This window comes from Tatumella saanichensis, from assembly GCF_000439375.1.
GTDB classification, from domain to species: domain Bacteria; phylum Pseudomonadota; class Gammaproteobacteria; order Enterobacterales; family Enterobacteriaceae; genus Tatumella; species Tatumella saanichensis.
Map to the genome: position 1 here is coordinate 23,676 of NZ_ATMI01000005.1, position 18,815 is coordinate 42,490.

General features: G+C 51.5%; 15 protein-coding genes. 6 read left to right on the forward strand and 9 right to left on the reverse strand.

Annotation, left to right across the window (positions count from 1 at the left end; all coding sequences use genetic code 11):
- Position 1: 1 nt before the first annotated feature.
- Positions 2-2,056 (reverse strand): DNA helicase IV, encoded by a 2,055-nt coding sequence (gene helD / locus DW47_RS0103575; protein WP_029684971.1) that lies wholly within the window; start codon positions 2,054-2,056, stop codon positions 2-4.
- A gap of 117 nt (positions 2,057-2,173) precedes the next feature.
- On the opposite strand from helD, the gene DW47_RS0103580 reads away from it, so the two are divergent.
- Complete coding sequence (locus DW47_RS0103580) at positions 2,174-2,608, forward strand: YccF domain-containing protein (protein WP_029684973.1); 435 nt, start codon at positions 2,174-2,176, stop codon at positions 2,606-2,608.
- Positions 2,609-2,626: 18 nt separating this feature from the next.
- Positions 2,627-4,771, forward strand: a complete 2,145-nt coding sequence (gene yccS / locus DW47_RS0103585; RefSeq protein WP_029684974.1) for a YccS family putative transporter — start codon at positions 2,627-2,629, stop codon at positions 4,769-4,771.
- Here the strand turns inward: yccS and DW47_RS0103590 are convergent.
- Positions 4,765-5,403: a TfoX/Sxy family DNA transformation protein gene (locus DW47_RS0103590; RefSeq protein ID WP_029684975.1), complete on the reverse strand. Its 639-nt coding sequence runs from the start codon at positions 5,401-5,403 to the stop codon at positions 4,765-4,767. The genes yccS and DW47_RS0103590 overlap by 7 nt on opposite strands.
- Positions 5,404-5,619: 216 nt before the next feature.
- Here DW47_RS0103590 and sulA point away from each other — a divergent pair, with 216 nt between their 5' ends.
- Positions 5,620-6,111, forward strand: a complete 492-nt coding sequence (sulA, locus tag DW47_RS16240; protein WP_051150818.1) for an SOS-induced cell division inhibitor SulA — start codon at positions 5,620-5,622, stop codon at positions 6,109-6,111.
- Between the two features lie 346 nt (positions 6,112-6,457).
- Positions 6,458-7,525: a porin OmpA gene (ompA, locus tag DW47_RS0103600; RefSeq protein WP_029684977.1), complete on the forward strand. Its 1,068-nt coding sequence runs from the start codon at positions 6,458-6,460 to the stop codon at positions 7,523-7,525.
- A 62-nt stretch (positions 7,526-7,587) separates the two neighbouring features.
- On the opposite strand, the gene matP is transcribed toward ompA, so the two are convergent.
- Entirely contained in the window at positions 7,588-8,049 is a 462-nt protein-coding gene (gene matP, locus DW47_RS0103605) for a macrodomain Ter protein MatP (RefSeq protein WP_029684978.1), read from the reverse strand.
- Between the two features lie 171 nt (positions 8,050-8,220).
- On the opposite strand from matP, the gene DW47_RS0103610 reads away from it, so the two are divergent.
- On the forward strand, positions 8,221-9,978 hold the full coding sequence (locus DW47_RS0103610; RefSeq protein WP_038027111.1) for an AAA family ATPase: 1,758 nt from the start codon (positions 8,221-8,223) through the stop codon (positions 9,976-9,978).
- Positions 9,979-10,047: 69 nt separating this feature from the next.
- Positions 10,048-10,566, forward strand: a complete 519-nt coding sequence (fabA, locus tag DW47_RS0103615; RefSeq protein ID WP_029684980.1) for a bifunctional 3-hydroxydecanoyl-ACP dehydratase/trans-2-decenoyl-ACP isomerase — start codon at positions 10,048-10,050, stop codon at positions 10,564-10,566.
- 220 nt (positions 10,567-10,786) lie between these two features.
- Here fabA and rmf read toward each other — a convergent pair whose 3' ends face one another.
- The 6 genes from rmf to rlmKL form a co-directional block, all read right to left on the reverse strand.
- Positions 10,787-10,954, reverse strand: a complete 168-nt coding sequence (gene rmf, locus DW47_RS16840) for a ribosome modulation factor (protein ID WP_071846604.1) — start codon at positions 10,952-10,954, stop codon at positions 10,787-10,789.
- 319 nt (positions 10,955-11,273) lie between these two features.
- Positions 11,274-11,846 carry a membrane integrity-associated transporter subunit PqiC gene (gene pqiC / locus DW47_RS0103620; RefSeq protein WP_029684981.1) on the reverse strand — a complete coding sequence of 191 codons (573 nt, stop codon included), beginning with the start codon at positions 11,844-11,846 and terminating at the stop codon, positions 11,274-11,276.
- A complete protein-coding gene (gene pqiB, locus DW47_RS0103625) occupies positions 11,843-13,489 on the reverse strand; it encodes an intermembrane transport protein PqiB (RefSeq protein ID WP_029684982.1) in 1,647 nt (548 codons plus the stop codon). The genes pqiC and pqiB overlap by 4 nt, the downstream gene beginning before the upstream one ends.
- Positions 13,476-14,759 (reverse strand): membrane integrity-associated transporter subunit PqiA, encoded by a 1,284-nt coding sequence (pqiA, locus tag DW47_RS0103630; RefSeq protein ID WP_038027121.1) that lies wholly within the window; start codon positions 14,757-14,759, stop codon positions 13,476-13,478. The genes pqiB and pqiA overlap by 14 nt, the downstream gene beginning before the upstream one ends.
- 5 nt (positions 14,760-14,764) lie before the next feature.
- A complete protein-coding gene (locus DW47_RS0103635) occupies positions 14,765-16,684 on the reverse strand; it encodes an ABC transporter ATP-binding protein (protein WP_029684984.1) in 1,920 nt (639 codons plus the stop codon).
- Between the two features lie 4 nt (positions 16,685-16,688).
- Complete coding sequence (gene rlmKL, locus DW47_RS0103640; RefSeq protein WP_029684985.1) at positions 16,689-18,803, reverse strand: bifunctional 23S rRNA (guanine(2069)-N(7))-methyltransferase RlmK/23S rRNA (guanine(2445)-N(2))-methyltransferase RlmL; 2,115 nt, start codon at positions 18,801-18,803, stop codon at positions 16,689-16,691.
- Positions 18,804-18,815: the final 12 nt, after the last annotated feature.

Genomic DNA, 18,815 nt, shown 5'->3' on the forward strand with positions numbered 1-18,815 from the left:
TTCAGGGCTTTCTCCGTGTAGGGACACCCAGCTGTTTCAACTGTTCCACAAAAACAGAGGGCTGGGATTTATCATAAAGCAACCATAGCTGCTGGCGAGCACGGGTCATGGCAACATAGGCGAGCCGACGTTCTTCCGCATCAGGAAAGGTTTCATTTTCCGGTAACAGGCCCTGCTCAATTACCGATTCTCTGGCGGGTGCTGGGAAGCCATCCGCACCGTTATTCAAGCCAAGAACAATGACGTAATCCGCTTCCTTCCCCTTACTGCTATGGAAGGTCATAAAACGGATGGTCAGACCCGGCCAGCGGGTAGCCGCTTTATTCAGTAAATCCGGTTTGAGATAGTGGTAACGAGCTAGGATCAGAATGCTCTCCTGTGAGGAAACATAGCCACTCATTTTGTTGATCAGCGCCTCTAACTGATCCTCACTGAGTAGCACGATAGATTTTTTATTGCCCTGCGCCACGCTGTTCAGCGCCTTGTTCAGCTGTGCCGGGTTCTGCCGAATAAAACGGCTCGCCACATCGCCGATACGCTGAGTAACGCGATAGCTGGTTTCAAGCACGCAGACATCCCCCTCACCAAAAGTCTCATGAAAGCGGGTGGTCAGATTGATTTCAGCCCCGGCAAAGCGGTAAATGGCCTGCCAGTCATCGCCAACGGCGAATAGGCTGCTGTGACGGTTCTGCTTACGTATCGCTTGGATAAGCGCCGCACGTTGGGGGGAGATATCTTGAAACTCATCCACCAAGATATGTTTCCACGGGCTAATGAAACGGCCTTTTTCCAGCAGAGCAATAGCCTGGTGGATCAAGCCAGAGAAATCGACGGCACTTTCCTGCTTAATATGGCTTTTCCACGCCTTAAGTAACGGTGCCATCAGCCGTAGGCGCTTTCCAAACAGGGCGCGGATCTCTTCCGGTGCCTGTTCGATCATAGCTGCCTGCGCGCCCCCGTGTTCACGCATCAGTGCCAGCCAGCGTTCTAAACGCACTGCCAGACGGTTAGCCAAGGCATCTGATTCCCAGAAGGGTCCTTCTGGCAACGGCCACTGCAACTCATCCTGTAACCACTGTCGCCAGCCATTTGCTGCCGATTTTTTCTCAGCACACTGCTGTTGCCAGACTCGAGTCAGCAACTCACGACGCTGTTTTTCATCGGATTCGAGCTCTGTGATTTTTGGCGATTTATTGCTACCTTGGCGGAGGATCTCAAGCGCAAGGGAGTGGAACGTGGAAGCTGTCACCTCAGCCTCTCCGGTGGCGCATGCCACCCGCTGACTCAACTCCGAAGCGGCTCCACGACCGAAAGAGAGCAGCAAGATCTGATCGGGTGTGGCGGCTCGACGCTCTAATAACCAAGCAGCCCGAGCTGCCAGTACTGATGTTTTACCACTGCCAGCCCCAGCAAGTACCAGTAAATTATCCTCACCATTCACCACTGCCTGACATTGTGACGGGTTCAGAGGACCACTGTCGCACTGAGAAAAAAAGGCAGCGTAGCGTTCGATAACCTGTTGTGACCACTGACGGTTACGTTCTTGGCGCTGTGCTTCTGTCGCCTCCAACCAGGCTTTGCAAAATGCCCACAGTGGGCGACAGTCATCAAATTCCGATAGACGGGCCACAGGCAGTGGCAACGCTGCAAATCCCTGTTCAATCGTCTGGCGCAGACCGGTGATCTCTCGACGAGTCAACCAGCTGTCGCGCTGGCACAGCTTCATCACCTGCCCATGAATATCACTGAGTACCTGGAAGCTGATCGCCGCCATCTCGTCACTCCATTGATGCCATACAGTAGAAAGGTGCTGAAAAAACTGCTGAGTTTCCTGCCATTCAGTTCCGTGCAGTCGCACCACTTGGTTATCCGCCAGCTGGAACTCTAGCTCTCCCCAGACCATACCGCGTTTGCACTGAATGCCAAGTAACTGATTAAAAGGAATGATATATTCATGGCGATCACCACTCACCTCGACCCCTGCAGCTAGCAGGCGAACTCGATTGTAAGGATGCTGAGCCAGTCGTTTGCCCATTGATGTTGCTTTAAGTTCCATGCATCACGCCGTCAGATGAGTTTTTGCTATCAAGCAGTTTAACTGCGAGACCCTTAGGGCTCCAGACAAAAAACAGGTTACAATTCAGTAACTGTTGAAGTAAGAAGGAAAAAAGTAATGAGAGCAGTCCTTAATATACTGAATTTCGTGCTGGGTGGTTTTTTTACTACCCTAGCTTGGCTGTTTGCCACCCTAGTGACCATTGTGCTGGTGTTTACCCTGCCCTTAACCCGCTCTTGCTGGGAGATCACCCGCTTGTCACTGTTCCCGTTCGGTAATGAAGCCGTCCATGTTGATACCTTGTATCCGGAACGTCGTAACGGTTTACGTAACACCGGTGGTACCTTGCTGAACATTTTCTGGTTTATCTTTTTCGGCTGGTGGCTGTGCCTAAGCCATATCTCCGCTGGGATCCTGCAATGTGTGACCATCATTGGTATACCTGTTGGGATCGCTAACTTCAAACTGGCGGCGATTGCACTCTGGCCAGTGGGCCGTCGGGTAGTCTCTGTTGAAGAGGCGAAGTTCGCCCGTCAACGTCAATTTCGCTAACTACAGCAGGGAGGAATAATGAAGCTGGGTAAGGAGTTTCTCGCTGGCTGGCGTACTCTGTTGATGAATAAACTGTGGCGTGATCCAGCACGCATATTTATTGCGTTGACAGGATGTGTGCTTTTCAGCTGGCATCAGCAGATGATCTCTTGGACCATACCACTGGTGCTGGGAGTGATTGCCGCAGCCCTCGCGGATGTCGATGATAGACTGATTGGGCGACTGCGTAATATGCTGATCACCTTGGTCTGTTTCTGTATCGCCTCAGTTTCGGTCGAACAACTTTTCCCTTACCCGCCGTTATTTATTATCGGACTGGCCGTTTCGAGCTGGGTATTCACCCTACTTGGGGCCCTCGGACAGCGCTATGCCACCATTGCGTTTGGTGCATTGCTGATCGCAGTCTATACCATGCTCGGCATCCATCTGTTCCCACAGTGGTATTTTCAGCCCCTACTGCTAGTAAGTGGTGCGCTCTGGTATAACCTACTGACCCTTCTGATGCAGTGCCTCTTTCCGGTACAACCGGTTCAACAGCAACTGGCGGCTACCTACAGCCAACTGGCGGAGTACCTGGAAGCTAAAGCAGAACTGTTCGACCCAGATGCCGGCGAACGTGATGATTTTTCACTGATCGATGCCGCTCTGGTCAACAGTCGGCTAGTGTCACAGTTTAATATCACCAAAACGGTTATCCAAAGTCGTCTTAACGGTGATCGTGCTGCACGCACCAGTCGCCGAGCGTTGCTTTACTATTTTGCAGCTCAAGAGATCCATGAGAGGGCTAACTCTTCTCATATTCAGTACCATCAGCTGCGGGGTCAGTGGCGTTACAGCGAGATTTTATTCCGCTTTCAGCGGCTGCTGAATAGGCAGGCTCAGGCTTGCCGCCAAGTCGCCCATTCAGTGACATTACGCAAGCCCTATCTGCATGACCCGCGTTTTGAGCGAGCCTTTTTTCACCTTGAACAAGCATTAGACCGTCTAGTGAGTCAATCACCAGAGGATCCTCACTCTCGTGGCCTACACTGGCTACTGCGTAATCTGAAAGCGGTCGATGATCAGCTAATATCTATCGCCTCGGAACAGGGTCTGAATAACCGCTGGTTAAATACCGATACTCATCTTTCTCAAGAGGGTCTCAGCGGCTGGCAAGATATCCGGATGCGTATCGCCCGTCATCTCACTCCGAAATCTCCGCTGTTCCGGCACGCATTCCGTATCTCGATAGTGCTCTGCATCGGCTATACCTTTATCGTTCTGACCGGACTGGAGCGCGGCTATTGGATCCTGCTGACCTGTCTGTTTGTCTGTCAGCCTAACTACAGTGCTACACGAAAACGCCTAACCCTTCGAATTGTCGGGACCCTGGGCGGGGTGATTATTGGTCTGCCGGTATTGTGGCTAGTCCCTTCCGTAGCAGGGCAATTGGCGTTAATTGTACTGACCGGCGTGCTGTTCTTCACCTTCCGCCAAGTCAGATATGCTCAGGCCACCCTGTTTATCACCTTGGTAGCACTGCTCAGTTTTAACCTACTGGGTCAAGGGTTTGATGTGGCGGTGCCTAGGATCGTCGACACCCTACTGGGTTGTGCGCTCTCATGGATGGCAGTGGCATGGATTTTTCCCGACTGGCGATATCGCCAATTGCCCGCTGTCACTGATCGGGCCTTTTCGGCAAACGCGAAATATTTGGCGGCTATTACAGGGCAGTATCATGCGGGCAAAGATAACAGCATGTCCTACCGTATTGCTCGCCGTGATGCACACAATGCCGATGCCGAGCTGGCACTGATGATCTCCGGCATGAATGATCCAGGGGGGCCACAGTCGGCGCAGAAAGATATCGCTTTCAGGATCTCCTGTCTCAACCACAGTTTTCTGAGTTATCTCTCCGCACTAGGGGCACACCGCGAAAAAATTACACGTCCCGATTTCCTACAACTGCTGGATGATGTCCTTAGACTGACCGAGGAGACACTGCAGCAACATCCCTCAGAGGTGGATCAGAGGCTGACAGCGCTACACCAGGTTATCTCCGAGGTGAATGGCCTAGAAACCACCCCGGATAGTCATGAGCCGGTGATCCTTCAGCAAATAAACCTGCTGCTGTCACTGCTGCCGGAATTGCTCGCGGTCCGACAACAAGCCGATCCTCACTGACCTGTTTTGGCAGCCGGGTGAGGCCCGTGCACCCGCTGCAGATAAGCTTGATACCAGCTGGTCAGTTCTGCCTTCAGTGGGGCCGGCAGTACCTGTAGATGTTTGCCCATAATAGCCCCTTGCAGAGCATAAAGGGTATTCAACCCCAAATGCGAATTACAGGCTTTGAGACGTAACCAGCTCTCTTTTGCGCCCAATTTCGCCAGCTGATTGGCAGTAGTAATACCTGTTTCTCTAAGTAACAGCTCAATGTTGAGGCTAAGATTGGGGAGATCTTTCAAACGATGACGAGAGGATGCCGAGGCTCGACATGCACGCGCCTCATTCAGCGAACCTCGGGACAGTTCCAACAGGGTCTCATGTTGATGCCAGAGCACGTTGTCGACACGAAAATATTTCAGATGCAGGCTTTGCCCACGCTTGTAAAAAATATACGGCTGCAGATGCCGATGCCGGCGATAGTGCTGCATGGGTTCACTGGCACGGAGGTAGAGCTCCCCGTCGCTAACCAGTGCGAATACAATTTTTTCTACTGATAATGAGTAGCCGCCAAACTGGGTACGCGATTCGATCTGCCCCAGCGCCGAAAGTGACTGCTTGGTCTTTTCTATGCATTTCTCCGATGGTTTCATGCTGCCTCCCTAATTGAAGCAATAGCGTCCCTGCCAATAAAGTAATGCTTATCAGCACGTTAATCTTTAAACAAAAGCCATTAGTAGTTCAATGAATAAATCCCTCTAGACGGATCTGTATTGCGATTATGCGAGGCATTTTCAGAAAAATGGTTGATCTTCGTCCACAACAGAAGTACTGTATATCCATACAGTTTATAGCGAAGGGTTAAATTTATGCGTGCTCACTTACTGAACTCAGAAACTCATCATTCAGGCCATAATCCGGTTTCTGTTTCACAGACCAGCGGCTGTATCAGCGAATTAAACTATGACGCTCACAACCCTTCGCTGCTGACCATGCTACTGTTTCCGCTGTTGAAACAACTGGCCGAACAGTCCCGCTGGCAGCTATGGCTAACGCCGGAGCACAAATTAAATCGTCTCTGGTTACAGCAATCCGGCCTGCCTCTAGAGAAGAGTATGCAGGTCACTTCACTCAGTAGCAGTGATACCCTGCAATCGATGACCAAGGCACTGCGTTCAGGTAATTACAGTGTGGTGATGATCTGGATCTCAAAGTCGCTCACTGACAATGAACGAGATGAACTTGAGCAAGCTGCCAGTGAAGGCCGATCTTTGGGACTGATAATGCGTGAAAACACCGGTTTTCGAGTTGGCACTGGACAGGAAAATCGGTTGAAGATTCATTTGCCGTTGCTACATTAGTCTTCTTTAAGATTATTCTCAGGATTAATTGCTCACCATTTTGCTTCGTGGACAGGATGTCCGTCATTCCAGAGCCAGCAATGGGTTGTGGTAATTTACAGTTGTGATAACAGTGCAGAGTTCAGTTTGAAATGTAACAAAACATGTTAAAAATGCTGTTTTTTTACTGTACAACATCATATCTTACTTGTAACTTTCTAATCTCGTTGTAGACTTTACGTCGCCAGGGTGCTCAATAATCTCCTTTTTGGTAGAGTAAAAATCGAGCGAAATAACCCGGCGAAGGATTACAACCAAGAGCAACATTTATGCTCATTGCCTATTTTGGATGATAACGAGGCGCAAAATGAAAAAGACAGCTATCGCAATTGCAGTGGCACTGGCAGGTTTCGCTACCGTAGCGCAGGCCGCACCAAAAGATAACACTTGGTACACTGGTGCTAAACTGGGCTGGTCTCAGTACCACGACACCGGTTTCTACGGTAACAACTACGTTAACAACGACGGCCCTACCCACGACAATCAGCTGGGTGCTGGTGCATTCGTTGGCTATCAGGCAAACCAATACCTGGGCTTCGAAGGCGGTTATGACTGGTTAGGTCGTATGCCTTACAAAGGTAACAACGTAAACGGCGCATTCAAAGCACAGGGCATTCAGCTGGCGGCTAAACTGAGCTACCCAATCACTGACGATTTGGACGTATATACTCGTCTGGGTGGTATGGTATGGCGTGCAGACTCTAAAGAAAACAGAGCCGGTGCTCGCCTGAGCAACACCGATACTGGTGTTTCTCCACTGGCGGCCGTTGGTGTTGAGTACGCACTGACCAAAAACTGGGCTACCCGTCTGGATTACCAGTGGGTTAACAACATCGGTGACGCTGAAACCGTTGGTGCTCGTCCAGACAACAGCATGCTGAGCTTAGGCGTTTCTTACCGTTTCGGTCAGGACGATGTTGCTGCACCAGCTCCGGCTCCAGCACCAGCGCCAGCGCCAGTTGTTGAAACTAAGCACTTCACTCTGAAATCAGACGTGCTGTTCAACTTCAACAAATCAACGCTGAAAGCAACTGGTCAGCAGGCTCTGGATCAGCTGTACACCCAGCTGAGTTCTCTGGATCCTAAAGATGGTTCTGTTGTTGTTCTGGGCTTCACTGACCGTATCGGTTCTGCTCAATACAACCAGAAACTGTCTGAGCAGCGTGCACAGTCCGTTGTCAACTACTTGGTATCTAAAGGTATCCCTTCTAACAAGATCTCTGCACAAGGTATGGGTAAAGCTGATCCAGTTACCGGTAATACCTGTGACAACGTGAAAGGCCGCGCAGCACTGATCCAGTGCCTGGGTCCAGACCGTCGCGTTGAAATCGAAGTTAAAGGTATCAAAGACGTTGTTTCTCAGCCACAGGGCTAATTAACTCCAGTCTAAAAAACCCCGCAATGCGGGGTTTTTTTTCGCCTAAAATGAGGTGGAACTCAGTTTTTATCGGGTTGGCCCAGTATTGATTGCAGGTCATGCTTAAGTGAGGACATCTGGCTGGCATACTTTTCTTTGCGTTCCGCATCTTCAATTAACTGAACAATGGTCTCTGACAACGTACTGCTACGACGTCTTGCTAACCCCGCCAGTCGCTGCCAAACCAAATATTCTAAGTCGATAGATTTTTTGCGGGTATGCTGATGCTCAGCATTAAAGTGGCGTTTACGCCGCGCGCGGATAGTCTGTTTCATGCGGTTGACCAGCGCCGGATTGATATGCTGGTTTATCCAGTCTGAAATATCTTCCGGCTGGTGCTCATAGGTTATTAGCACCCTAACCGCTTCATCGGCTGCACTGCGCTCCTGATATCGGGTAATCGCCTCACCTTCTCGGTGCTTTTTTACCAGATATGCCCATTTCCAGCCGGACTCCAGATTCTCAAGTTGCAGATATTTCATCGGTCTCTCTTTCTCTTCAGGCCACCGGCTAAGAATACCAGCTTTTTACTAGGCTGTTGCAAAGATTAATTTTTCTGGTGAGCACCTCAGGGGACAGAGTCGCTAGGCTGTTTCGTCACCGGTTTTTCTGTATAATCGGTGGTTTAACTTCTCCGGATAAATGCGAACACTTTGATCAGCTCTCAACTTCCTTGGCAAGCGTTACAGCCTAATCTCTCCCCTTTCCCGTCCGCGTTTAACCGTAGTGTGGTGGGTGAAGGTGAACTTTTTTCCACTCTGCAACCACGTTTATTTAATGCGTTGGCGAATCTGGAAAACCAGCCGCACCTACCGCTGCTGATGCTTCGCTCACAGGAAAATAAGGATGCGTTGGCGGCCATTGCACGTGCCTGGTTATCATTATCAGACACTGACGTCGACGCTGAAAACGGCGGTTGGAATTACCAGCCCTTGGCGGATGGGAGTTATGATCTGCGGGCCGCAACCAATGAGGCGGCCACCTTTACCTTTCAGGCGGGTGTTCGTTACGCAGAGTGGATCGAGAGTGAACAACTGTTTGGCACCCTGCGTGGTGTTGGCGACCGACTTATCCCTGAGCCGGGCCTGCTACATGAGGCCAACGGTGGCGCGCTGGTACTGTCGGTACGCACGCTATTGGCTCAGCCGCTCATGTGGCTACGCCTTAAGCGTTTCCTCTCTCAGGGAGCGTTTGAGTGGCTCTCTCCGGACGAACGCCGCCCACTGTCGGTAAGTCTGCCGCCACTGCCGTTACGCGTTACCCTGATTTTATGCGGTGACCGAGATGCCTTGGCAGAGTTTCAGGAGAGTGAACCTGAATTAATGGAAGATGCTCTCTACAGCGAAGTAGAAGAACAATTCCGTTTTCATGATGAAGAAGATTTAGCACTTTGGGGCCAGTGGGTCCGCCAGTTAGCATTTAATCACCAACTGCCGGAACTCTCTAACGATATCTGGCCACCACTGGTTAACGAAGGTTGCCGTTATACGGGTGATCAGAGTTTATTACCTCTAGACCCCCGCTGGATCACCCGCCAGTTAGCTGCCGCATTCGGCTATGACGGCACCCTGAGTAGTGAAAGCTTAGCGGCTGCCCTAGAGGCTCGTCAATGGCGTGAAGGCTATCTGTCCGAGCGCATGCTTGAGGAAATCAGTGAGGAACAGGTACTGATCGAAACCGAAGGCGAAGCGATTGGTCAAGTAAACGGCCTGTCAGTGCTGGATTTTCCCGGCCACCCTCGCCCGTGGGGTGAACCTTCCCGTATCACCTGCGTGGTGCACTACGGTGATGGGGAAGTGATGGATATTGAGCGTAAGGCGGAACTGGGGGGCAACCTCCATGCTAAAGGGATGATGATCATCCAAGCCTATCTCATTTCAGAGCTGGAGTTGGAACAACAGTTACCGTTTACTGCATCAATGGTGTTTGAGCAGTCTTATTCCGAAGTCGATGGCGACAGCGCATCGCTAGCGGAACTTTGTGCGCTGGTCAGTGCCTTATCACAGCAACCACTGACACAGTCAGTAGCAGTCACCGGCTCTGTAGATCAGTTTGGCAATGTCCAACCGGTGGGTGGACTCAATGAGAAAATCGAAGGCTTTTTTGCCGTCTGCTCACAACGAGGCCTGACCGGGCAGCAGGGAGTCATTATCCCACAGAGTAATGTTCGCCATCTTTCTCTCAGTAACGAGGTGATGGAAGCGGTGAAGGCAGAGCAGTTTAGCTTATGGGCAGTTCAGTCTGCAGACGAAGCCATCGCCTTGCTTACCGGTAAGCCTTGGCGCACAGAGTCCGACAATAATGACGACCTACTATCGCTGATCCAAGAGCGCATTTTACGTGCTACGCAACCGGAGACTCCTCCACGCAGAGGATGGCTGCGGTGGCTCAACTGGTTTAACCAGAACTAATCGGAGTTGCTCAGCGTACAGTTGTAAGCTATTCTCCGTCATTCAATAATTTAAGGCTAGAAAACTGACATGGTAGATAAACGCGAATCCTATACAAAAGAAGATCTTGCTGCCTCTGGACGCGGTGAGTTGTTTGGCGAGAACGGTCCTCCGTTACCGGCGGGTAATATGCTGATGATGGACCGTGTCGTCAAAATGTCCGAAACAGGCGGCAACTACGACAAAGGTTTCGTTGAAGCTGAATTAGATATTACTCCTGACCTGTGGTTCTTTGCCTGCCACTTTGTTAACGATCCCGTGATGCCAGGCTGCTTAGGTCTGGATGCGATGTGGCAGCTGGTAGGTTTCTACCTGGGCTGGCTGGGTGCAGAAGGTAAAGGTCGTGCTCTGGGCGTGGGTGAAGTGAAATTCACCGGCCAGGTTCTGCCAACAGCGAAGAAAGTCACCTATAAAATCCACTTTAAGCGTGTGATTAACCGTAAACTGGTCATGGGTGTGGCTGACGGCGAAGTGTTCGTCGACGGCAAACTGATCTATACCGCCAGCGATCTGAAAGTCGGTCTGTTTAAAGACACCGAAGCGTTTTAATCACCCCTTTGACGCAGTAGGATTAAGGCGAGTCTTCGGGCTCGCCTTTTTTATATCTCGTGCATGGCGGCAGCCCCGCTTAAGGCTAACAGTAGCTAACAGACTATGCATCAAGTAAACGAGCGGATAAAAGCTGGGGGAGAGAAACAGTTGAAGTGGGAAATATCACTGCCAGAGCCCCGTCATTGAGAGGAGCTCTGGTCATTTCAGGCCCTCAGGGTTACGCTAATACCGAACGTTCAGACATGGCGAGCCGCCAGCCTCCCAGCCAGTGGGAACGTGTGTCGGTGGTTTGGTATGGACAAATCTCTTTAGAGCGTCCACTGATTCCGGCCTGATAGCCGCGTGAATGAGCACGATCCAAACGGTCTCTTTTCTGTCTCTTCATACCTGCTTTCCCTCATAATGATTAAGGTGGGACGGGATAGAAACAATCTGTGGTCACTACATCGCCACAGCCTCTATTTCTACCGCTGTGTGCCCTAAAGGTCAATCCTCAAATGTTCAATGTTTATCCTCATTTTGTCAGTTTTTTTGCTGAAAGTTGGCTAAGGCCGCCTGTGGGCGGTATCTGTGATCACGCTCTGGAATATTCTTAATTCCCGCCACCGACGGCCTATAGCCTTCTATGGACATGTGCCCGCTCCTAATATAAAAAAAGCCCCCATCAGGGTGACTGACAGGGGCTTGAGCGATAACGAGAGATCTTAGTGAGTGATCTGCCGAGCAATGGCCGTTGCTTCCTGCTGCCAACCTGCCGCCAAGGTGCGGATCAATGCCGGATAGCCATCTTTCGGCTGTGGCAGGATCAATGAGAAAGGCTGACGCAGCGTCTGATCACCTCGCTGTAGGATCCAAGCACCAGAAATCACTGCCTTGCCATCATAACGGCCGTGGAAGCCGGTCACCGTCACCGACAAGGTGTCGTAATCGCTGCTGCCCGTCATTGAACCACTCACCAAACGTCCTGGTAGTAATTGACCTAGGTAGCTGACTAAGGTCTGCTGCAACTGCTGATCCAGCGGACTGGCCCACAAGTTATTGACAGCAATTACATACTGGACATCGCTAGTTTGATAGGCCACTCCGTTACCAGAAAGATAGTCTGGTACAGTCACCGGTTCGACCCATAGCGGGCGGGTGTTATCACCCGCCCCTGCAACAGCTACCGGTTGCCCGGCCGTTGGGATCATGGCCGGCAGTTGGTAGTAATGTTTAGCACTGTCACTGCTACAGCCACTGAGCAGTAATGCAAAGATAATAGCGAGCCCTTTTTTCACTGTTTTGCCCTCTTCGGCTGTGGGTCATGACCCGGGGATGCTTCAAACACCAGCGCATTGCTCTTGGTATTCAGTGTTTTCAGGACCGGCTGTAGCTCCTGGAGAACCTGATCCAACCGCTGCATATCACCCACCAGCTTGTTATACGCCGGAGAGCCAGGTTGCAACCCTTTCAGGCTACGGTTGAGGTCTCTCAACGTTTGCTGCATATCCGCCGGCAGGGTTTTCATTGCTGGACTGCCCGTGATTTTATTGACGTTATCCAAGGTCGTCTGCAAGTTACGCAGTGTTTTCTGGCTCTCTTTGAGGGTGCCGGTCGCCTGAGTCATCATTGGCTCTAACGGCAGTTTTTCCACTTTATCGAGGATCGCCATCACCTTCTGCTGGATCTGGTTTAGGCCGCCTGCCACGGTCGGGATCACCTCAAAGCCAGCCACTTTATCTGGTCCAGTGAACTGCGGCACATTGTCGTAGAAGTCGAGGTCGACATACAGGGCACCGGTGATCAGGTTTGCGGTCTTCAGGCTACCGCGCAGTCCGTGTAGACGACCCTGCTGCAGATGTTGCTGCAGATTAAAGTGATCGCCGACGCTGGCCGCAAACCGTCCCGGCTCAATGCGGATCAGTACGGGGATACGGTAATCATTACCAATCTTCTCAGATTTACCCCCCATCACATAAGGCACTTTCGCCACCGTACCGAGGCGGATCCCACGGAACTCTACAGGTGCACCGGCTTGTAGGCCACGAATTGACTCATTGAAGAACATCAGGAAGTCAGTATGTTCAGTGTACATCGACTCTTGGATGGAGTTGTGATCATCATAGAGGTGATACTCGGCATGATTCTGCGCCGGCTCTCCCAAGCTCATCGCGCCGTCCGGCACATCGAAGCTGACACCACCACTGAATAGGGTGGTCAGTGACCCCATTTCTACCCGCATTCCGGAGGCGGACATATCGACGGCAATACCACTGTCCTTCCAGAAGCGGACATTAGTGGTGACCAACCGATCATAAGGCGCTTGAATAAACAGCTGATAACTCATTAGGCGACGTTCAGTATCGAACTTACTGGTTTCCACCGACCCAACCCGATAACCACGGAACAGCACCGGATCACCGGCATTCAACTGTCCGGCTTTCATGCTGTCGAGGGTAATACGGATGCCTTTCGCATCCGGCGGCGCGAGTGGCGGCGCGTCCAGTAATTGATATTGCTCCGGCGGGCTACCTTTCGTCCCAGCTTGTAATTCAATATACGAACCGGACAGCAGCGTACCGAGACCGGTGATCCCTTCTCGGCCGATCTGCGGCTTCACGGTCCAGAAGACAGAGTCCTGATGCAGCATTTTGTCCATACCTGCATTAAGACGGGCTTTAATTTCGACGGTTTTCAGGTCATCGCTCAGTTTGGCGCTTTCCACGGTACCGATGTCGACGCTGCGGCTTTTGATGGTGGTTTTACCAGGGACAATCCCCTCGGCATTGCGGGTGACCAATGTCACTTCCGGCCCCTGATGGGAGAAGTGGTAAAATAAAATCCAGCCACCAATCAGCAAGGTCACCACCGGGACGATCCACACCGGTGACCATCGTTTGATATTTTCTATACGGGCTGTTTCCGGATTATTGTGTTTCAACAGCAGTATCCTCTACAGAATGATCAGTTTCACGGTCCCAGAGTAAACGGGGATCAAATGTCAGTGCGGCAAACATGGTTAAAATTACCACTGCGGCAAACAGCAGTGCGCCGCTGGCAGGGTAAATATTCATCAGTCCACCCATACGCACCAGCGACGATAAGATAGCAATCACAAACACATCTATCATCGACCAGCGCCCGACGAATTCGACAACCTCATACACCAGATGCATTTTTTCGTTATCTCGCCTTCCCCTTCCGCTGGCATTCCAGCATAACCAGCCAATCGCCAGTATTTTCAGGGACGGCACCATGATACTGGCGATAAAAATAATCAGCGCAACGGGATAGGAGCCATCGCTCCATAGCAGCACTACCCCCGCCATAATGTTGGACGGCATTTTGGACCCCAGGGCATCGGTGATCATAATCGGCATAATATTGGCAGGGATATACAACATCACCGACGTCAATAACAGCGCCAAGGTCCATTGCAGGCTCTGACGTTTACGGACATAACCACGGGTAAAACAACGTGGACACTGTGGCTTTTCTGCCGGCAGGATCGCCGTACAGCAGGAACAGAGGCGAAGCCCCTGTGCCATACCGCCTTTCCCGGCCACTGGAGTTTTAAACGTGGGCAGTTGTGGAGTGATAAAGTGCCACATCTGCCGCTTATCCACCGACTGAAAAGCCCTTAGCTGTAACAGGCAAAATAGACACCAGGGCCAAAAGCTGATACCCAAATCTAAGTGTCCGTAGGCCATCAGTTTGACGAAGCTGACCAATACCCCAGCCATAAAAATCTCCGCCATTCCCCAGTTTCGCAAATGACAAAAGACCCTTCCCAGCAACACCCGCAAACCGTGTGGCATTGCGACGCGGTTGACCATCAATATAATGATTAACAGGCAAGTCGCGGGGATGACCTGTACCAGTACCATAAATATAGCGGCCAGGGGTTGGAAATCATCCGAGACCATGACCCCTGGGATGCGCGTCAGAGTAATAGCACTTCTGATCCCCGCCACTTCCATACTGATAAACGGAAACAGGTTCGCCAGTACCAGCATAAATAGGGCTGATAGCGCATACGCGGTAGGTCGTTTGGCGGGCTGAGGCCAGCGGGTAGAGAGGGTTTCATGACAGCGAGGGCAGACCGCCCGCATCCCCGCATTAAGGGACGGCAGGCGGCTGACACGGTCACATTGCGGACACAAAACCCAGGTGTCTGCATCCTGTCTCTGCTCACACCGGGTAATGTTCATCTGCATTATGCTCCGTTTTTAAGGTTTTCAAGATACTCCCAGCGCGAGAAGGCTTCCTCAAGAGCCTGTTCCGCCGCAGCCAACTGCTCAGTTCCTTGGCGGATTTCCTCCTGCGGACGGCTGAAGAAGTCCGGCTCGCTGATCTTGGACTGTAACTCCCCAACCTGCTGCTCTAGGGTTTCAAGCTTCTGTGGCAGTTGCTCTAGTTCACGCGCCAAGTTATAGCTCAGTTTTGCGGGTTTACTGGCTTTATTCTCAACGGGTTTCGCTGTTTTCTCTTCCGCCACGGCAGCAGGCTTAGCAGTATTGGTTTGGCGAGTCTGTAAATAGGCTTTACGCTGCGCTTGGGCATCGTGGTAGCCGCCGACAAAACGGCCAATCTCGCCATTGCCTTCAAAGATCCAGCAGTCAGTCACTGTGTTGTCAACAAACTGACGGTCGTGGCTGACCAGCAAAATGGTTCCCTGATAGCCGTCGATCAATTCTTCCAGTAACTCCAATGTTTCCACATCGAGGTCATTGGTCGGTTCATCGAGGATCAGTAGGTTGCTCGGTTTCAGAAACAGCTTCGCCAGTAACAGTCGATTACGCTCTCCCCCTGAGAGCGCACTGACCGGTGTCATGGCCCGCTTCGGGTGGAACAAGAAGTCCTGTAGGTAGCCCAGTACATGACGTGGCTTACCGTTCACCATCACTTCTTGCTTACCTTCAGCCAAGTTATCCATCACGGTACGATCTGGGTCTAACTCGGCACGGTGCTGATCGAAATAGGCGACTTCGAGCTTGGTTCCCTGGTGTACACGGCCACTGTCTGCCGCCAGATCACCCAACATCAAGCGCAGCATCGTCGTCTTACCACAGCCGTTGGCACCGATCAGCGCGATTTTATCGCCGCGCTGAACCTGCACTGAAAAATCGCTGACCAGGGCTTTGCCGTCTACCTGATAATTAACATGCTCCAGTTCAAAAACAATTTTCCCTGAACGTGAGGCTTCACCGACCTGCATATTGGCTTTCCCCATCACTTCACGGCGCTCAGAACGTTCACGGCGTAAGGCTTTCAGAGCCCGCACGCGTCCCTCATTGCGGGTACGACGGGCTTTAATACCCTGACGGATCCAGACCTCTTCTTGAGCCAGTTTACGGTCAAACTCAGCGTTCTGCTGCTCTTCAACCCGCAGAGCCTCTTCCTTAGCCAGCACAAAGTTATCGTAGTCGCCGGGCCATGAAACCAGTTTACCGCGATCCAGATCGACAATGCGGGTGGCCATATTGCGGATAAACGAACGGTCGTGCGAAATAAACACGATACTGCCAGTAAAGGTCTTGAGGAAGGTTTCCAGCCAATCAATGGTTTCAATATCCAAGTGGTTGGTCGGTTCATCCAGCAGTAAGACTTTCGGATTACTGACCAGCGCACGTCCCAAGGCCGCCTTACGCAGCCAGCCACCGGACAGTGAAGAGAGCTCGGTTTCAGGGCTGAGGCCGATATTCTGCAACACATCATTGATGCGGCTCTCTAACTGCCACAGGTTGTGGTGATCGAGCAGCGACTGTAAACGGGCCATCTCGTTAAGGTTCTTCTCACTCGGGTCCTGCATCACCAGATGTGAGATGGCATGATAGGCCTTGAGATATTGCGCCTGCTCTGCCACCCCTTCGGCCACAAAGTCATACACTGAACCGGTAATATTGCGTGGCGGATCTTGTTGCAGACGTGCCACCACCAGGTCCTGCTCATAGACGATACGTCCGTCGTCGAGGGCAATTTCCTGATTAATAATTTTCATCAGCGTCGATTTACCGGCCCCGTTACGGCCAACCAAACAGACGCGTTCGTTTTCTTCGATATGTAATTCAGTGTTATCCAATAAAGGCGCATCACTGAAGGACAACCAGGCATTATGAATACTGATTAACGACATAACTTTATTCCTTACCTGTAGCAGTGATCAGCCAGCAATTATGGATGTGTTTGTTTCTGGCAAAATCCTGAGACAGGGTCTTTTGGGTAATATCTTGTGCCTGCAGGCCCAGCGCTGACAGTCCGTCATGGTCCATTTTGAAACCACGCTTATTGTTCGAGAACATAATGGTACCACCACGGCGCAGCAGGCGTTTCAGGTCGCGCATCAGATCAAGGTGATCACGCTGCACGTCAAAACTGTCTTCCATCCTCTTAGAGTTGGAGAAGGTCGGCGGATCGATAAAAATCAGATCAAAGGTTTCATGGGTGTTCTGTAACCAGCTCAGACAATCTGCTTGGATCAGCTGATGAGCCCGCCCAGACAGGCCGTTCAGTTGCAGGTTACGTTCTGCCCACTCTAGATAAGTACGTGACATGTCCACGGTAGTGGTAGAGCGCGCACCGCCAAGCCCGGCATGAACACTGGCACTGCCGGTGTAAGAGAACAGGTTAAGGAAATCCTTCCCCTGACTCATCTCACCGAGCATACGGCGTGCAATACGGTGGTCGATAAACAAACCGGTATCCAAATAATCGGTCAGATTCACCAAGAAACGGGCTCCGTATTCACGGACCTCGAAAAATTCCCCTTTGCTGGCCAGTTTTTGATACTGACTTTTACCGCGTTGGCGCTCACGGGTTTTCAATACCAACTGACTGGCTGGGAGATCCAGCACACTGAGGGTAGCACTGATCACATCAAACAGGCGCTGTCTGGCTTTCTGTGGATCCACTGTTTTTGGCGGCGCATATTCCTGGATCACCACTTTATCTGCGTAGCGGTCAACGGCGATATTGTATTCCGGTAGGTCAGCGTCATACAGTCGGTAGCAATTGATCCCTTCCTGCTGTGCCCATTTGTCCAACTTTTTGACATTTTTACGCAAGCGGTTGGCGTAATCCTCGGCGATCTCACCCTGGCGAGCGGTACCACCGCTCATCAGTTGATAATTTTTTTGCACACAATCCAGCGGACCGTTTTTCGCTTTGAATTGACGCTCTGCGCGTAATTGCAGGCAGCTTAATAGTTCTGGAGAGGCACTGAACAGTGATAATTTCCAGCCACCAAACTCGTTTTTCACAATGCGTCCTAACTGGCTGTGCAGCGCGATCAGTGCTGGCTCACTCTCCAGACGCTCACCGTATGGCGGGTTACTCAGGATCGTACCCTGCTCTTCTTCCGGCAGGGTGTTCTTCAGTTGTAAAATATCTTGCTGTTTAAAGCTGATAAAGGCACTCATCCCGGCTTTACGGGCATTCATCTGCGCGCGCTGCAAGACAATGGGATCATTGTCGTAGCCAAAGAAGCGGACCTTTTTACTTTTCATGGCGGCACCGGCACGGCGACGGGCATCGCTGACCACTTCCTGCCACAAGGCATCATTATGGCCTTTCCATGCCAGGAAGCCCCAGTGCTCGCGGTTTAGGCCCGGTGCACGGTCGGCTGCGATCATCGCTGCTTCAATCAGCAGGGTCCCGGAACCACACATTGGGTCGACCATCGGGGTACCCGGCTGCCAGCCTGAACGCATCACAATCGCTGCGGCTAGGTTCTCTTTTAAAGGCGCTTGGCCGGTCTGCTGACGGTAATTACGCTGATGCAGTGCATCACCACTGAGATCCAGCGAGATACTGACTTTATCTTTGTTCAACCATGCATTGATACGGATATCCGGGTTTTCACGGCTCACGTCCGGGCGCGGCAGGTTTTTACGGGTAAAGCTGTCAACGATGGCATCTTTGATACGTAAGGCACCGAACTGACTGTTGCGGATCACCTCATTGGTGCCGCTAAAGTGCACCGCAAAACTGCACTGGGGATCAAACAGTTCAGTCCAAGGTATAGACTGCGCCCCCACGTACAGGTCAAGATCACTCCACAGGCCAAACTCTCCTAATGGCAACAGGATACGTGAGGCAAGACGGCTCCACATCAGGCTCTGGTACAGCATTTTATCATCGCCCTGATAATGAACGCCGCCCGGCACCAGCTGGATATTCTGAGCACCCAGCGATTCAAGCTCAGTTTTTAATAGTTCTTCCAGCCCACGGCCTGTACTGGCAAAAAGAGAATTCATAGTATTAGGTCT

What these genes read in the sequence shown, in the direction of transcription:
- helD (WP_029684971.1), bottom strand. Translation starts at nt 2,056, where the DNA reads ATGGAACTTAAAGCAACATCAATGGGCAAACGACTGGCTCAGCATCCT.
- DW47_RS0103580 (WP_029684973.1), top strand. Translation starts at nt 2,174, where the DNA reads ATGAGAGCAGTCCTTAATATACTGAATTTCGTGCTGGGTGGTTTTTTT.
- yccS (WP_029684974.1), top strand. Translation starts at nt 2,627, where the DNA reads ATGAAGCTGGGTAAGGAGTTTCTCGCTGGCTGGCGTACTCTGTTGATG.
- DW47_RS0103590 (WP_029684975.1), bottom strand. Translation starts at nt 5,403, where the DNA reads ATGAAACCATCGGAGAAATGCATAGAAAAGACCAAGCAGTCACTTTCG.
- sulA (WP_051150818.1), top strand. Translation starts at nt 5,620, where the DNA reads ATGCGTGCTCACTTACTGAACTCAGAAACTCATCATTCAGGCCATAAT.
- ompA (WP_029684977.1), top strand. Translation starts at nt 6,458, where the DNA reads ATGAAAAAGACAGCTATCGCAATTGCAGTGGCACTGGCAGGTTTCGCT.
- matP (WP_029684978.1), bottom strand. Translation starts at nt 8,049, where the DNA reads ATGAAATATCTGCAACTTGAGAATCTGGAGTCCGGCTGGAAATGGGCA.
- fabA (WP_029684980.1), top strand. Translation starts at nt 10,048, where the DNA reads ATGGTAGATAAACGCGAATCCTATACAAAAGAAGATCTTGCTGCCTCT.
- rmf (WP_071846604.1), bottom strand. Translation starts at nt 10,954, where the DNA reads ATGAAGAGACAGAAAAGAGACCGTTTGGATCGTGCTCATTCACGCGGC.
- pqiA (WP_038027121.1), bottom strand. Translation starts at nt 14,759, where the DNA reads ATGAACATTACCCGGTGTGAGCAGAGACAGGATGCAGACACCTGGGTT.
- DW47_RS0103635 (WP_029684984.1), bottom strand. Translation starts at nt 16,684, where the DNA reads ATGTCGTTAATCAGTATTCATAATGCCTGGTTGTCCTTCAGTGATGCG.
- rlmKL (WP_029684985.1), bottom strand. Translation starts at nt 18,803, where the DNA reads ATGAATTCTCTTTTTGCCAGTACAGGCCGTGGGCTGGAAGAACTATTA.